The sequence below is a fragment of the Actibacterium lipolyticum genome, assembly GCF_900184935.1.
Lineage (GTDB): Bacteria > Pseudomonadota > Alphaproteobacteria > Rhodobacterales > Rhodobacteraceae > Actibacterium_A > Actibacterium_A lipolyticum.
In genome coordinates this window covers 382,292-395,552 of the sequence record NZ_FXYE01000002.1, presented here as the reverse complement: position 1 = coordinate 395,552, position 13,261 = coordinate 382,292, and the positions used below count along the sequence as shown (strand labels likewise).

The following is a 13,261-nucleotide window of genomic DNA, read 5'->3' as shown; positions in this document are numbered from 1 at the left end:
AAACCGATATGTCGTTTGAACCACACGGAAAGCACCTGATCGCTGGCGAATGGGTCGGTTCCGCGGAAAGCTTTGCGTCGCAGCCAGTCGATGGTGCGGCCCACCAGACCGCAAATGGCGGACCAGCCGAAGTGGACAAAGCCTGCCGCGCAGCGGAAGAGGCATTCTGGACCTACGGTTACACAACCCGCGCCGAACGCGCAGCTTTTCTGGACGCAATCGCCGATGAGATAGAGGCGCGCACCGCACAGATCGCCGAAATTGGCACGCGCGAAACTGGCCTGCCCGAAGCGCGCCTTCAGGGGGAAACCGGCCGGACCACCGGGCAGCTGCGCCTGTTCGCACGCCATATCGAAGATGGCGCGTATCTGGATCAACGTCACGACGAAGCGTTGCCTCAGCGCGCGCCGCTGCCACGCCCTGATCTAAAATCGGTGCAACGCCCGATTGGTCCTGTGGCGGTCTTCGGTGCCTCGAACTTTCCGTTGGCGTTTTCGACTGCTGGTGGCGACACGGCCAGCGCACTGGCGGCTGGTTGCCCGGTTGTCGTCAAAGGCCACCCCGCGCATCCTGGCACCGGCGAAATTGTGGCCGAAGCCATTAAGGCTGCGATTGAAAAGACTGGAATGCCGGCCGGAACCTTTAGCCTGATCCAAGGAAACACAAACGCGTTGGGCGCCGCCTTGGTGGAGCATCCGCTGATCAACGCGGTCGGGTTTACCGGATCGTTGGGGGCGGGGCGGGCGCTGTTCAACCTGTGCGCCGCGCGGGCAACCCCGATCCCGTTCTTTGGCGAGCTGGGAAGCGTTAATCCGATGTTCCTGCTGCCACATGCGCTTGCCAGTCGTGGCGGTGACGTCGCGGCCGGATGGGCCGGGTCGCTGACGATGGGCGCAGGGCAGTTCTGTACCAACCCCGGTGTTGTTATTGCCATTGATGGCCCGGATGCGGACGCCTTTATCAAGGCAGCGACCAGCGCGTTGTCGGATGTGGCCGCGCAAACCATGCTGACGGATGGCATCGCGGAGTCTTATCGTGCGGGCAGGGACCGGATCGCTGGCAGCGCCGGCGTTCAAGAGCTGCTGACATCGACCTGCGATCTGCGAAACGCCACGCCTTACCTGTTCACAACCACCGGGGAACAATGGCTTGCCAATGATGTGTTGGGGCACGAAGTGTTCGGGCCTTTGGGCCTGATCGTCAGCGTCGCCGATGAAGACGAGATGCACGCCGTCGCCCGGTCGCTTGAGGGGCAGTTGACCTGTACCCTTATGATGGACGACGCAGATATGGCCTTGGCCCGGCGTCTGATGCCAGTCCTTGAACGTAAGGCAGGGCGGCTGCTGACGAACGGTTATCCGACAGGAGTCGAAGTGTGCGACAGCATGGTGCACGGCGGCCCTTACCCCGCTTCGACAAACTTCGGGGCGACCAGCGTGGGAACACTGGCGATCCGCCGGTTCTTGCGCCCCGTTTGTTATCAAAACATGCCCGACGCCCTGCTGCCAGCGGACCTGCGCTGACCCTTCCAGAACGCCGAAGCGCATGACCGGAACCTACAGGTTCTGGTCACGCTGCCGCTATTTTTGAATGCCGCTGACGGCATGCGCTTATCCGGCGGGGCAACATCTGCCCCGCCGGATTTGGGTGCGGTCGCCCTTAGGCGTCTTCGGTCACCAAACCATATGACCCATCGGCACGATGGACTTCGGTGCCCGTCACTGGGGGATTAAAGACGCAGGCCATGACCAGCTCTTCTTCGGCACGTAACGTGTGACGGTCGTTTTCGTTCAGGGCATACATCACGCCGGGCACGATCTGGTGGGTTTCCCCAGTGGCCAGATCGGTGATCGAGCCCTTGCCCTTCATGCAATACACGCTTTCAAAATGGTTCTTGTATTCGAACGTGTGTTCAGACCCTTCCTCAAGGAAGGTAACGTGAAACGAAAAGCCCATCCCGTCGTCAGCCAGCAGCATCCGAACCGAGGTCCACTGCGCGTCTGACACAACGCGGCCACGGTCATTTTCGACGATCTTGTTGAAGTCTCTGACGATCATATTCTTTTACTCTGCTGCAATTTTCGCGGGGTGTTCAAGCGCATCCTGTGCGGCTTTCATCAGGATGTCGAAACCCTTGCGGAAGGTTTCGACAGGGGTGGTTAGCGGGGCAAGAACCTTGACCACTTGGTCTTCGTTGCCCGAGGTTTCGATGACCAAACCATTGTCATAAGCGCGCGCACAAATAGCGGCGGCCAAAGCACCCGAACCAACGTCGACGCCTTGCATCAGGCCGCGGCCCTTAAGCGCACCAACGGGAACAATTGCGGCCAGTTCGCTTAGCGCGTCGTGGATCAGTGCGGCCTTGTCGGCCAGCTGTTTTTGAAAACGGTCATCAGCCCAGAACTTTTCGATCGAGACCTTCGCCGTGACAAAGGCGTGGGTGTTGCCGCGGAAGGTGCCGTTGTGTTCGGCCGGGGCGAACACGTCATGTTCGGGGCGTACCAGCAGCATCGCCATTGGCAATCCAAAGCCGGAAATAGATTTTGCAAGCGTCACGATGTCAGGGGTCACGCCCATGTCTTCGAAGGAAAAGAACGTGCCGCAGCGGCCGCAGCCAGCCTGAATGTCGTCAACGATCAACAGCGCTCCGTGTTTCTTGGCAATAGCCGCGATGCGTTTGACCCAGCTTGCACTGGCCGCGTTCAGGCCGCCTTCGCCCTGAACGGTTTCCAGAATGATCGCCGCCGGTGCGTCAACACCGCCGGATTTGTCAGAGAGCATCTGTTCAAGCTGCGCGGCGGTGTCTGTGCCCCGACCGAAATAGCCTTCGTAGGGCATGCGCGTTACGCCGTTCAGCGCCATGCCTGCGCCGCCACGGTGATAGCCATTGCCGGTCGCGGCAAGTGCGCCTGTCGTGACGCCGTGGAACCCATTGGTGAAGGCGATGATGTTGGTGCGGCTGGTGACTTTGCGCGCAATTTTCATCGCGGCTTCGACCGCATTGGCCCCCGTTGGCCCGGTGAACATCACCCGATGATCCATACCGCGCGGGTTCAAGATGTGTTCTTCGAATGTTGTAAGGAATGCGGCCTTGGCATCGGTGTGCAGGTCTAACCCGTGGGCAATCCCATCGCCCGCGATGTGTTCGATCAGCGCCGCCTTCATATCAGGGTCGTTGTGGCCATAGTTTAGTGATGAACACCCCGCCAGAAAGTCGATCCAGCTGCGCCCCTCGGCGTCTGTCAGCTCCGAGCCGCTGGCGGTTTCGAACACGGCTGGCATGCTACGGCAATAGGACCGCGCAGCGCTTTCGCGGCGATCAAAGATGGTATGGGTATCGGTCATATCCTTAGGCATAAAACGTCCTTTCAAGAATAAATTCGGGAATAGGTTTAGGCGACGCGTGCAAGTTCTTCGCGCTGGGGAAGGGTGATCGTCACCAAGTGTTCGGTGTCATGGTGGCCTTCGAAATGCGTGTCGCGTTCAAAATGAGGGGCGTCTGTTAGCGCACCGCCAATTGCGCGGGCAAAGCTGCCAAACAGCGCCCAAGAGGCATCGTTGCCCTTGGTGATCGTCGTTTTCAGATGAGTGGCGTCGTTACAGCCGTCACGTTCGATCAGCGCAAACAGCATTTTTCGGCCAAGCCCCAGACCGCGCGCCTTTGGGCTTACCGCGACCTGCCAAACGAACAGCTCTTGTTTGACCGGGATCATGTGGCCCGAAATCCAGCCAACCACCTCATCGTCGATTTCTGCAACGACGCAGGTGTCACGAAAATGATCGGCTTGGATCAGGTTGCAATACATGGAGTTTTCGTCAAGCGGCTTGCAGCTTTTTACAAGCGCCCAGATTGCAGCCCCGTCCGTCGCATCAGGTTTGCGCAGACGGGGCATGCACGTTCGAGGGGTGTCGCTGTCGTTCGGCATCTTGGTAAATCTCTCAGATCATTCGACTTGCTAAGTAATATAGTTCACCTGAAAATTCAACGTTCAATGGAATATAAGTGAAAAGTGGCATTTAAGGCCTGTTTCACAAGGGGCAGACGACCTAATTTCATTAGTATTGCGAATGATCTTTGGCCGGGTGGTGGTGTGGGAGCCAGCAAAGTATTTCAGTGATTGAAGCATATACCCCCTTCGTGGCATTATCGGGCCCATGACCACGCACCCCCATGATCGCACCGATGACAGTCTGATTGCCCTGCGGCGCATCTTGCGTGCGACAGAGCTTTTTGCGCGCGACCTTGCGCATGCCGTGGGTCTGACCCCGGCGCAGCTTCGTGTTCTGCAGATTGTCGCCGGCAAAAGCAGCGCGACACCGAAATCACTGGCAAACCAGATGGGGGTCAGCCAAGCGACGGTCACGGCTTTGGTCGACAAACTTGTGACACGCGGACTTGTTCAGCGCGTCCCGTCCGAGCAGGACCGGCGCCAGATCAACGTGGTTGCGACGCCGGAAGGGCGTGACCGGTTGGTGGATGCCCCCGATGCGCTTCAACAGCGATATGTTCGTGCGTTTGCGGCATTGGCGGATTGGGAACAGGCGCAGCTTGTATCGTCGCTGGAACGTGTCGCCGATATGCTTGACGCACAGGATATTGATGCGTCACCCGTGTTGACGACAGGTGACATTCACGCCGCGAAGAAGACAGAAGGCGGCGCTTAGTTAGGCGCCATTGGCCGGGCCCTTAACGCAGGGCCAAACGTGACCTTACACCATGGATTCCGGCACGCCCGGCACCGCGCGCCCGAACCTGCGCGCCGGTACAGATTTATACGGCACGATGAACCCTTTCTGATCCTTTGGATCGGCGCTGTCGTTTTTCGCGGCCCAAGCAGCCCACGCATCGCGCGCCGTGGCTGGGGCGTAAAATTCTGGGCCAACCTCGTCGGGCAGCCAATGGCCCATGACGCGCCGTGCAACTTGGGCAACCTCGGTCGGGCGCTGCAGCAGTACTCCGGCCTCTGAATCCCAGTTTAGGCTTCGACCATTCAGGTTGGCGGATGACACGATCGCCGCACTGTCATCAAAGACAGAAACCTTCGAGTGCACATAGACCAACGGCGCGCCGGACAGATGCGCGCGATCTTCATCAGGATCCGCTGGCGACACAGGCCGCGGCTGAACCGGAGAGCCAATGAACAGCCGCGGCCCAAACGCGCGTTGCACTTTGGCGATGCACCGCGCCTGAAGGTTTTCGCCAAACCGCGCCTCCAACGCGCCAGAACCGTGAAAGGCCACGTCTTCGGGCGCGCCGGGCAATGTAAGGATCAGCGTCAGGTCTGGGTTGGCGTGCGCGGCGCGACACAGGGCGCGCGCAATATCGCGATCCCGAAAGAATTGCGTTTCAAGATAGATAAGCCGCTTCGCCGTCGCGATCTGTTCCACATGCGCGGTGCGGAGTTCGCGCAGGGCCGAACGCGGAGAGATATGGGCCAAGCTGACCCTCCGTCTGGCGGATTGCGTCCGCAGAAATCCGGCCACTGGTGGCGGCGGCTTGGCCCCGGCAACCGTATTGGGAAAACTGTTCAGATAGGTCTGGCCTGCACGCGCCAGCGTGGGGTCATCAATCAACACTTGTACGTCGTGCCATGTCTGTTGGGCAGGTTGGTCGTGGTGCTGGGTATCGTAGCGCCGTTCGTTCAAATCCAGCCCGCCGATATACAGCCGCTGTTGGTCGAACACCGCAAGCTTGTGATGGTGGGTGGCCGGAAATTGGCGGGGCAGGGCAAAGCGGCGCAGGCTTGGCGTGCCTTCCTTGTCGGTGAACCAAGGGCGCACACCGGGGGCGCCGCGCAGGATGTCAGCGCCGTGTTGTTCAACCGCCGCGCGCAGCTTGCCTCGCGCCATCGGCGCAAAGGCCACGCGCATAAGAGGGGCGAGTTGTGCCGGGTGAAGCAAGGCGCGGGCGATCAGCCGACCAGCGCCGTCGCGGGTCATTTCGCGTAGACCGCATAGGATGCGCATGGTCCGCCAAGTGCCGCGATGCAGGTCTGTTCCGTTGACCGGATCGAAATCTGAAATCAACAGGGTCACGTCCACGCCACGGTTCAGCGTATCCACCAACAGGTCGCCCCATGTCTGCCCAACCGCGCGCGCCCGCGCAGAGCGTAGGCGCGTCATCGGATCAAAGATGCGAAACCCGGCCGAGATTGTGGAGTTCGCATCCAGAAACGCCGCTTCCAAGGCTGGAAAGGCCTCTTCTGCGGTGATCAGAACCTGTAGCCTGTCCTTTTCATGTTCCAACATTTCTGCCCCTTGGCCAGCGCGTGGTTACCCTAATGCAGAAAGATCGCTGTCTGTCGGATGTTCGTCGAAATCGGCAATCGGGAAATCGACATAGACCCCGTAAAGGTCCGGCTCATCCACCTGCTTTAGCCGCCCGCCCAACTGTTGTGTGAACGCGGTGATCAGGTTTGTGCCAAGGCCGGTACCGCGCACCTGTTCGGGGGGAACAATCGGGGTGCCCTTGCTGTTCTCTATCGACAGTAGCGCCCGCCCGGGTTCCGTTATTTCCAGACGAACGTCGATATTGGGCAGGCCCTCAGAAGGGCGTCCCAGATATTTCAGGGCATTGGTTGTGGCCTCTGACGCCAAAAGGGACAGCGGTACCGCCTGATCGGGATAAAGAATGACAGGATCATAGTGCTGCGAGCTTTGCAGCTTTGCCTCTTGCGGGGTGCCAGCGGTCACCAGCTTGCCAACCGTATCGCGCAGCAATTCGTCCGCGCGCACGCGGCCTTCTGTGGTGGTTTCATAAAGGCTGCGGTGGACGGTTGCGATGCTCATCACGCGGTTCTGAACCTCTTTCAACGCTTGGCGCGCTTCGGGCGTGCGTGCTTTGCGAATTTTCATATTCACAATAGAGGCAATCAGTTGCAGGTTATTCTTCACCCTGTGATGCACCTCTTTCAGAAGCACGGATTTGTCGTGAATGGTGCCTTCCAGCTCTGCCTCGTCCCGGACAAGCGTTTCTGCAAGATCACGCCACGCGTCGTCGATTTCACGAAGTTCAAGCGGGACAGATTCACTTAATGGGCCATCGTCATGGCGTCGGGTGGCGGCAAAGCGGCGCATGTCATGGCTGAGCCGCCGGATGTGCTTAATCACCAGTCTGTGCACTGCAAAAAAGGCCACCCCAAGGCTTGTCAGCCACATGGCAATCGGAAAAAGCATCGGTGTGGTCACGGCAAGCCCCGGCGCAACGGCCAGACGTTCGCGCGGCCAACTGCCGATCGCATAAACGCTGTTGCGCAGGATCGGGACGACGGCAAATATCCGTTCCTCGCCGCCATTGGTGCGCCCGGAAAACGATGTGCGCTGATGCGCCACGAACCCGACAAGGGCGCGGCCCTGCGGAAGACGAAGGTTCACACCGTCCAGCCCACCTTCTGAGCTTAGCACCTCGCCATCATTGTTGAACGTGATCAGCTCTACCGGGCGTTCAGAGGGAAGCTTTTCCAGCTGAAGCCGCGTTTCGTTATGGGGCAGGGACACCGCGACATAGCCGGCAAATTCCCCCGCCATAAAGACCGGCGTCGAAATTACGATCACCGCCGTTTTGCTGATCGGGGCGTTTTTGCTTAGATCGCTGCGCGGGGCGGGGTCTTTGCGCATTTCTTTGAAGACAGCGTTTTCGCTGAAGTCGAAGCCGACCGCGCTGGAACCGCATTGCAAAATACCGTCGGGGCCGATGTAACCCGCGAACGAAAACTCTGGGTTGTTGTCAACGAAGCTCAGAAAGACGTCGTTACAAACCGGCGTGTCATCACGAATGGACGGCATGGCAGAGGCCAGCGCCTTTGACGTGCTGAACCCTGACCGGATCAACGCCTCTTCGCTTGCGGCGGCCTGCGCGGTCAGCGCCAACAGCGCCGTTTCTGCCCGCCGGTCGGCCGCTTCGCTGAACTGATGGGTCAATGAGACGGCGATCAACCCGATGGGAAACAGCGCCAGCGTCAAAAGCGCCGCAACGCGAAAGCCCAAGCCATCGAAAAACCGCCGCGCGGGGCGACGAGTCACGCGGCGGTCCCTCGTACGGGAAGCCCGGCCGTGACGACCGCTAGGGTTTCCTGATCGGTCAGTTCCAGTGCTTCGTCGTCGCGAAGCTCCATCAGTTCGGCCAGACGTTGGCGCGCGCGATTAACGCGGCTTTTGATGGTGCCAACAGCAACCCCACAGGTTTCTGCGGCTTCTTCATAGGAAAAGCCCGACGCGCCGACCAAAACCAACGCTTCGCGCTGTTCGGGTTTCAGTTGCACAAAGGCCGTTTCGAAATCTGCCATCGCAAGGCGCCCATCGTGATCGGGCTTTTCCGAAAGTGTGGCGGCAAATGCGCCGTCGGTATCTTGGACTTCGCGCTTGTGCTTGCGCCGGTCGGAATAGAACGTGTTGCGAAGGATGGTGAACAGCCACGCACGCATATTGGTGCCGACTTGGAATGACTCGATATTTTTCCAGGCTTTTACAATCGCGTCCTGCACCAGATCATCGGCTTGGCTGCCGTTTCGGGTCAGGCTAAGCGCAAAGGCACGCATCGCGGGCAGGTGGGTTACGATTTCATCGCGCGGGTTGGATGTGTCATCAGGATCAACTTTTGTCATTTTGCTCATCCTGTTCTTTCAGTTGTTCAAGCAGGTCCAAGAACCTGTCTGGCACCTCTTCTTCGAGCGTCTTTTGATAGACTTTGCGCAAATTCTCCTCGATCTGCTCTTCGAGGCTGGATTTTGATTTCTGATGAGCCATTGTGTCGTCCATGCCTTGGGTGTGTTCCCGAATTTTTACACAGTTTTCGGAACCAAACGATCTTCTCCTGCGTTTGGTTCCCGATAAAACGAAAAAAAGGACGATTTTAATGTCGACTGCACCTTCAGAGAAGAAACTGTCCCTGATCGTGGCCAATCTGTTGCCCTATCTGCGCCGCTATGCGCGCGCGCTGACCGGGGACCAGAAAACCGGGGACAAATACGCGGCGACCACGCTTGAAGTGCTGCTGAGTGATCGCACAGTCTTTGATCAGTTCGAAAGCCCCAAGGTGGCGCTGTTCCACGCGTTTCACCTGATCTGGTCCAGCGCGGGCGCGCCTACTGGGGATGACGAAACCGGGTTGGTTAAGCGCGCGCAGAAACATTTAAGCCGCCTGACGCCAAACACGCGCGAGGCATTGCTGTTGCACACGGTCGAGGATTTCACGCTGGATGAGGTCGCACTTGTGATGGGCGTTGCCCGTGAAGAGGCGTCTCATCTGTTGGCCGTTGCGGAAACGGAAATGGCCGACAGCATCAGCGGGCGCGTCATGGTGATCGAAGACGAAGCCATCATCGCGCTGGACCTGCAGGGCATCGTATCGGACATGGGGCATCAGATCACTGGCGTGGCCAGCACCCAGACCGAGGCCGTTAAACTTGCCGCCGATGTGAAGCCGGATCTGATCCTGTCGGATATCCAATTGGCGGATGGTTCGTCGGGAATTGACGCGGTGAACGATATTCTGAAGGCCGCAGCGGATGTGCCGGTGATCTTTATCACCGCGTTTCCAGAGCGCCTGTTGACCGGTGAACGGCCAGAGCCCGCCTTTGTCATCACCAAACCCTATAGCGAAGAACAGGTTCGTTCTGCTGTTAGTCAGGCGATGTTCTTTGCCAGCACCGAAACATTGGTGTCTTAAATGCCTGCGCCCCGCCTTGATCAAGGCGGGGCGCAAACCAATCCACTTGTTACCAACCGTCTTAGCTTTTGGCGATCGCACGCAGCATCCACGCGGCTTTTTCGTGGGCCCCGGCGCGTCCAGTGGCCAAATCGGCAGTCACGTCATCGCTGTGCTTTTCGGCCAGTTTGATCAGATCGTGCATCTCAGCCGCCAGCGTTTCATGATCTTTCGCCAGCCCCTTAACCATATCTTCGGCCGATGGCGCGTTCGGCGTGTCGTCGATATTGGCTCCGCTTAAAACGGATTTTACCGACATGGGCGCCAGTTGCCCCAAGGCGCGTATCCGTTCGGCCAAAACATCGGCTGCGGCGAACAGTTCACCGTATTGTTCTTCGGTTAGCGTATGGATGGCGTAAAACAGCGGGCCTTCCACGTTCCAGTGATAGATGTGTGTCTTCAACAGCAGGGTGTAGGTGTCTGACAGGGCCTGTGCCAGCCCATCAGCCACGGGTTTGGGTTTGTCGACGCCGGTGTTGACCGGCCTTGCCTTGGGTATCGTTGCAAGTGCGTCTGTCATGCCATGTCCTTTCCGATTTCAGGTTTGTGGGGCTGCTGGGGTGTGACCCCCAGCCTGATCCAGCCTTAGACCGGTGGTTTACCCCGAACGGCCCGCGCGACCATCGCGATCACGAACAGAACCACGAAAACGAAGAATAGGAATTGCGCGATCCCGGCTGATGCGCTGGCGATGCCGCCAAAGCCAAAAACACCGGCGATAATTGCAACAACAAGAAATGTAAGTGCCCAACCAAGCATGGGAGCCTCCTATAGATGATAAGGATTGCGCCGTGTGGCGCGTCATGCAGGGTCAACGTTGCCGGTGTTGGTTTGGTTCCTGGAATAAATTTGGGAACCTCTGCGGCGTTCATTCGTTGTGTCCACAAGAATAGCCAAGAAGGAGAAACACCATGGCTCGGACACAAACGAACGGTTCCGCCGCGCAAACCAGCGCTGAACTTGAAGAGCAAATCGCAACCTTGCGATCGGATGTTGCCGCCATTGCTGGCACGTTGTCAGATTATGGTAAGGCCCAGAAAACGCAGCTTGCCGACGCGGCCGCAGAAACCCTGAACGGTGCCAAAGCTTTCGGTGACGAAAAGGCGCAACAAGCCAAACAGCAGGCGCGCGATGCCTATGCCGAAGCGTCGAAAGCAGTGCGTGCCAATCCGGCCGCTTCTATCGGGATCGCGGCGGGCATCGGTTTTGCGGTTGGCCTTCTGACGGCTCGTCGTTGAGATTACGATGCTGAGTGATCTTCAACAAAAAGCAGCCCAAGGCGCGCGTCGCGCGGCCTTGGGTGCGGCGGGTGTGGCGCTGATCAGTGTTGGCGCGGGCTTTTTGACCGTTGCTGCGTGGCTGGTTCTGTCCGCCCTGCAGGATGCGCAATTTGCGGCGCTGGTGATCGGCCTAAGCTATCTTGGCGTGGGTAGCATTTGCCTTGCGATGGGAAAACGCGCGGGCACGCCGCCACGTTCAACAATCGCCCCACGCGCCGCATCGTCCCCCGCCGAAGAGATCGCCGTGGCCTTTCTGCGCGGGCTTCGCACGGGGCAAGAGGTGCGCAAATAGGGGGCAATCCCCTGAAAGCCCTGCGCCCGTTTCACGTCATTCGCGGCTAAGCGCCACCACCGGATCAAGCCGCGCGGCAGAGCGGGCGGGCAGGAACCCGAAGGTTACGCCGATCAACGTCGAAGACAGGAACGCCACGATGATTGCTGTGGCAGAAAACACCAGCCGGATATCTTCGTAAAACAGCCCCGCAACATAGCCGCCCAAAAGCGCGCCCGCGATGCCCAGAACCCCGCCCACAAGGCAGACGAGCACAGCCTCGATCAGGAACTGGGCAACGATATCTGACCGTCGCGCCCCAATCGCGATGCGCACGCCAATCTCTTTCGTCCGTTCGGTGACCGAAACGAGCATGATGTTCATCACCCCAATCCCACCCACGATCAACGAGATGACGGCGATCATCGCCACCAACAAGGTCAGCGTTTTTGTGGTCGAAGTGATCGTTTCGCGGATGGTGTCGCTATTGACCAAGAAGAAATCAGTGGTTCCGTGACGGTCCAACATCAGGTCCGTGATCTGTTGCTGTGCTTGGGTCATGTCGTACCCATCGGCGACCCTTACGGCGATGCTTTCAAGGTGATCTTGTCCGGAAACCCGCGCCATCGCAGTTGTGTAGGGTATCCAGACGTTCAGCGAAGACGGGCCAAAGCTGGCCCCTGACGAACGGACAACACCGATAACGCGCACGGGGACGCGCCCCAGCAAAAGCACCTGGCCGATTGGGTCGCTTTGCGGGTCGAAAAACGTATCGCGGGTGTCTTCGTCGATGACCGCAACCTGTTCCAAGGAGGTCACATCATCCGCCCCAAAAACGCTGCCCGTCACAGTGATGTAGTTCTGAACCTGAAAATAGTCGCCGCTGACGCCTTTGATGGACGCACTGGCCTCTATGTTGCGATAGATCACGGAGGCGGTGTTTGAAACGGCGGGGGACACGCTGTCGGCAAAGGTTTCAAGCGCCAGAGTGTCGGCATCACTTGGCACCAGCGTTTCGATCCGTTGGGCATCGCGCGCGCCAAACCCGCTGCCGGATCGCACGGTGATCGTGCTTGTCCCAAGAGAGCTGATATTTTCCAGCACTTTTTCCTGACTTCCAGACCCCAGCGCGACCACCAGAACGACAGACGCGATCCCGATGATGATCCCAAGCATGGTCAACATGGATCGAACGCGATGGGCCACCAATGCTGAAACGGACATCGAAAAAGCTTCGGTCAGGCGGCGCACGCGGGCGCCGAACCCGGCTGCCGTGATCGGGTGCGCCAGTCGGTTAGGGGTGGGGGGCGCGTTGGTTTCTGCTTTGGTGTCTGCAATGATCCGCCCGTCGCGTATTTCAATCGTGCGATGGGCATGGGCGGCCACGGCTGGGTCATGTGTGACCACGACAATCGTGTGCCCGCGCCGGTTCAAATCCTGCAACAGCGCGATCAGCTCGGCGCTGCTTTTTGAATCCAGCGCCCCTGTTGGTTCGTCAGCAAGGATCACCTCGCCGCCGTTCATCAGCGCCCGCGCGACAGAAACCCGCTGTTGTTGCCCACCGGACAGTTCGCCGGGGCGGTGATCAAGACGTTCGGCAAGCCCAAGCTGGTCTAGCAACCCCGACGCACGCGCCCGCCGATCATTGCGCCCCTCGCCAGCATAGATTGCGGGCACCTCGACGTTGCTGACGGCGTCAAGGTCGGGCAGCAATTGATAGCGTTGAAAAATGAACCCAAAATGTTCGCGCCTTAGACGCGCCAGATCGTCTGGTTCCAACACGCTGACATCTTGTCCGGCGAAACGGTATTCGCCAGCGCTGGGCCGATCCAGACACCCAAGGATGTTCATCAAGGTCGATTTGCCCGAACCAGAAGAGCCGATGATCGCAACCATTTCGCCGGGCCAAATGTCCACGTCCACGTCGCGCAGTACGGTTATCGTTTCTTCCCCGGCTTGAAAGCTGCGGGTGATCCCGCGTGCGGATATAAGCGGTTCGGTCAT

15 protein-coding genes are annotated in these 13,261 nt (G+C 58.9%); 5 read left to right on the top strand and 10 right to left on the bottom strand.

The features are described from left to right. Positions 1-8 precede the first annotated feature (8 nt). Positions 9-1,523 (top strand): aldehyde dehydrogenase (NADP(+)), encoded by a 1,515-nt coding sequence (locus COL8621_RS10590; protein WP_093967339.1) that lies wholly within the window; start codon positions 9-11, stop codon positions 1,521-1,523. Between the two features lie 136 nt (positions 1,524-1,659). Here COL8621_RS10590 and COL8621_RS10585 read toward each other — a convergent pair whose 3' ends face one another. The 3 genes from COL8621_RS10585 to ectA are packed head-to-tail and all read right to left on the bottom strand — an operon-like array spanning position 1,660 to position 3,926. Beyond that, positions 1,660-2,058, bottom strand: a complete 399-nt coding sequence (locus tag COL8621_RS10585; protein ID WP_093967338.1) for an ectoine synthase — start codon at positions 2,056-2,058, stop codon at positions 1,660-1,662. A 6-nt stretch (positions 2,059-2,064) separates the two neighbouring features. Further along, the gene (ectB, locus tag COL8621_RS10580; protein WP_093967337.1) at positions 2,065-3,357 is read right to left on the bottom strand and encodes a diaminobutyrate--2-oxoglutarate transaminase; all 1,293 of its coding nucleotides are present in this window, start codon (positions 3,355-3,357) and stop codon (positions 2,065-2,067) included. A gap of 35 nt (positions 3,358-3,392) precedes the next feature. Then, the gene (ectA, locus tag COL8621_RS10575; protein WP_093967336.1) at positions 3,393-3,926 is read right to left on the bottom strand and encodes a diaminobutyrate acetyltransferase; all 534 of its coding nucleotides are present in this window, start codon (positions 3,924-3,926) and stop codon (positions 3,393-3,395) included. Between the two features lie 229 nt (positions 3,927-4,155). Between ectA and COL8621_RS10570 the strand changes: the two genes are divergently transcribed. After that, on the top strand, positions 4,156-4,665 hold the full coding sequence (locus tag COL8621_RS10570; RefSeq protein ID WP_093967335.1) for a MarR family winged helix-turn-helix transcriptional regulator: 510 nt from the start codon (positions 4,156-4,158) through the stop codon (positions 4,663-4,665). Positions 4,666-4,710: 45 nt separating this feature from the next. Here the strand turns inward: COL8621_RS10570 and COL8621_RS10565 are convergent, their stop codons facing one another. Genes COL8621_RS10565 through COL8621_RS19145 form a run of 4 tightly spaced genes read right to left on the bottom strand, consistent with a single transcriptional unit; the run spans position 4,711 to position 8,745 of the window. After that, positions 4,711-6,249, bottom strand: a complete 1,539-nt coding sequence (locus COL8621_RS10565) for a phospholipase D family protein (RefSeq protein ID WP_093967334.1) — start codon at positions 6,247-6,249, stop codon at positions 4,711-4,713. 24 nt (positions 6,250-6,273) lie between these two features. Beyond that, positions 6,274-8,022, bottom strand: coding sequence for a sensor histidine kinase (locus COL8621_RS10560; RefSeq protein ID WP_141137877.1), 1,749 nt, complete (start codon positions 8,020-8,022; stop codon positions 6,274-6,276). After that, complete coding sequence (locus COL8621_RS10555; protein WP_176438477.1) at positions 8,019-8,603, bottom strand: RNA polymerase sigma factor; 585 nt, start codon at positions 8,601-8,603, stop codon at positions 8,019-8,021. The genes COL8621_RS10560 and COL8621_RS10555 overlap by 4 nt, the downstream gene beginning before the upstream one ends. Next, the gene (locus COL8621_RS19145) at positions 8,590-8,745 is read right to left on the bottom strand and encodes a NepR family anti-sigma factor (protein ID WP_176438476.1); all 156 of its coding nucleotides are present in this window, start codon (positions 8,743-8,745) and stop codon (positions 8,590-8,592) included. Before COL8621_RS19145 ends, COL8621_RS10555 begins: the two co-directional genes overlap by 14 nt. A 109-nt stretch (positions 8,746-8,854) precedes the next feature. Between COL8621_RS19145 and COL8621_RS10550 the strand changes: the two genes are divergently transcribed. Further along, on the top strand, positions 8,855-9,667 hold the full coding sequence (locus tag COL8621_RS10550; protein ID WP_093968520.1) for a response regulator: 813 nt from the start codon (positions 8,855-8,857) through the stop codon (positions 9,665-9,667). Positions 9,668-9,728: 61 nt separating this feature from the next. On the opposite strand, the gene COL8621_RS10545 is transcribed toward COL8621_RS10550, so the two are convergent. Together COL8621_RS10545 and COL8621_RS10540 are read right to left on the bottom strand one after the other, a co-directional pair. Further along, positions 9,729-10,226 (bottom strand): Dps family protein, encoded by a 498-nt coding sequence (locus COL8621_RS10545; RefSeq protein ID WP_093967331.1) that lies wholly within the window; start codon positions 10,224-10,226, stop codon positions 9,729-9,731. Between the two features lie 65 nt (positions 10,227-10,291). Continuing rightward, positions 10,292-10,465 (bottom strand): DUF1328 domain-containing protein, encoded by a 174-nt coding sequence (locus COL8621_RS10540; protein ID WP_093967330.1) that lies wholly within the window; start codon positions 10,463-10,465, stop codon positions 10,292-10,294. 152 nt (positions 10,466-10,617) lie between these two features. On the opposite strand from COL8621_RS10540, the gene COL8621_RS10535 reads away from it, so the two are divergent. Beyond that, positions 10,618-10,944 (top strand): ElaB/YgaM/YqjD family protein, encoded by a 327-nt coding sequence (locus COL8621_RS10535; RefSeq protein ID WP_093967329.1) that lies wholly within the window; start codon positions 10,618-10,620, stop codon positions 10,942-10,944. A gap of 7 nt (positions 10,945-10,951) precedes the next feature. Next, complete coding sequence (locus COL8621_RS10530) at positions 10,952-11,278, top strand: phage holin family protein (RefSeq protein WP_093967328.1); 327 nt, start codon at positions 10,952-10,954, stop codon at positions 11,276-11,278. 36 nt (positions 11,279-11,314) lie between these two features. On the opposite strand, the gene COL8621_RS10525 is transcribed toward COL8621_RS10530, so the two are convergent. Next, positions 11,315-13,261: a MacB family efflux pump subunit gene (locus tag COL8621_RS10525; RefSeq protein WP_093967327.1), complete on the bottom strand. Its 1,947-nt coding sequence runs from the start codon at positions 13,259-13,261 to the stop codon at positions 11,315-11,317.

Excerpts from the sequence above, each read along its gene's own strand:
- COL8621_RS10590 (WP_093967339.1), top strand. The coding sequence starts at position 9 with ATGTCGTTTGAACCACACGGAAAGCACCTGATCGCTGGCGAATGGGTC.
- COL8621_RS10585 (WP_093967338.1), bottom strand. The coding sequence starts at position 2,058 with ATGATCGTCAGAGACTTCAACAAGATCGTCGAAAATGACCGTGGCCGC.
- ectB (WP_093967337.1), bottom strand. The coding sequence starts at position 3,357 with ATGCCTAAGGATATGACCGATACCCATACCATCTTTGATCGCCGCGAA.
- ectA (WP_093967336.1), bottom strand. The coding sequence starts at position 3,926 with ATGCCGAACGACAGCGACACCCCTCGAACGTGCATGCCCCGTCTGCGC.
- COL8621_RS10570 (WP_093967335.1), top strand. The coding sequence starts at position 4,156 with ATGACCACGCACCCCCATGATCGCACCGATGACAGTCTGATTGCCCTG.
- COL8621_RS10565 (WP_093967334.1), bottom strand. The coding sequence starts at position 6,249 with ATGTTGGAACATGAAAAGGACAGGCTACAGGTTCTGATCACCGCAGAA.
- COL8621_RS10555 (WP_176438477.1), bottom strand. The coding sequence starts at position 8,603 with ATGACAAAAGTTGATCCTGATGACACATCCAACCCGCGCGATGAAATC.
- COL8621_RS19145 (WP_176438476.1), bottom strand. The coding sequence starts at position 8,745 with ATGGCTCATCAGAAATCAAAATCCAGCCTCGAAGAGCAGATCGAGGAG.
- COL8621_RS10550 (WP_093968520.1), top strand. The coding sequence starts at position 8,855 with ATGTCGACTGCACCTTCAGAGAAGAAACTGTCCCTGATCGTGGCCAAT.
- COL8621_RS10545 (WP_093967331.1), bottom strand. The coding sequence starts at position 10,226 with ATGACAGACGCACTTGCAACGATACCCAAGGCAAGGCCGGTCAACACC.
- COL8621_RS10540 (WP_093967330.1), bottom strand. The coding sequence starts at position 10,465 with ATGCTTGGTTGGGCACTTACATTTCTTGTTGTTGCAATTATCGCCGGT.
- COL8621_RS10535 (WP_093967329.1), top strand. The coding sequence starts at position 10,618 with ATGGCTCGGACACAAACGAACGGTTCCGCCGCGCAAACCAGCGCTGAA.
- COL8621_RS10530 (WP_093967328.1), top strand. The coding sequence starts at position 10,952 with ATGCTGAGTGATCTTCAACAAAAAGCAGCCCAAGGCGCGCGTCGCGCG.
- COL8621_RS10525 (WP_093967327.1), bottom strand. The coding sequence starts at position 13,261 with ATGACCGAACCGCTTATATCCGCACGCGGGATCACCCGCAGCTTTCAA.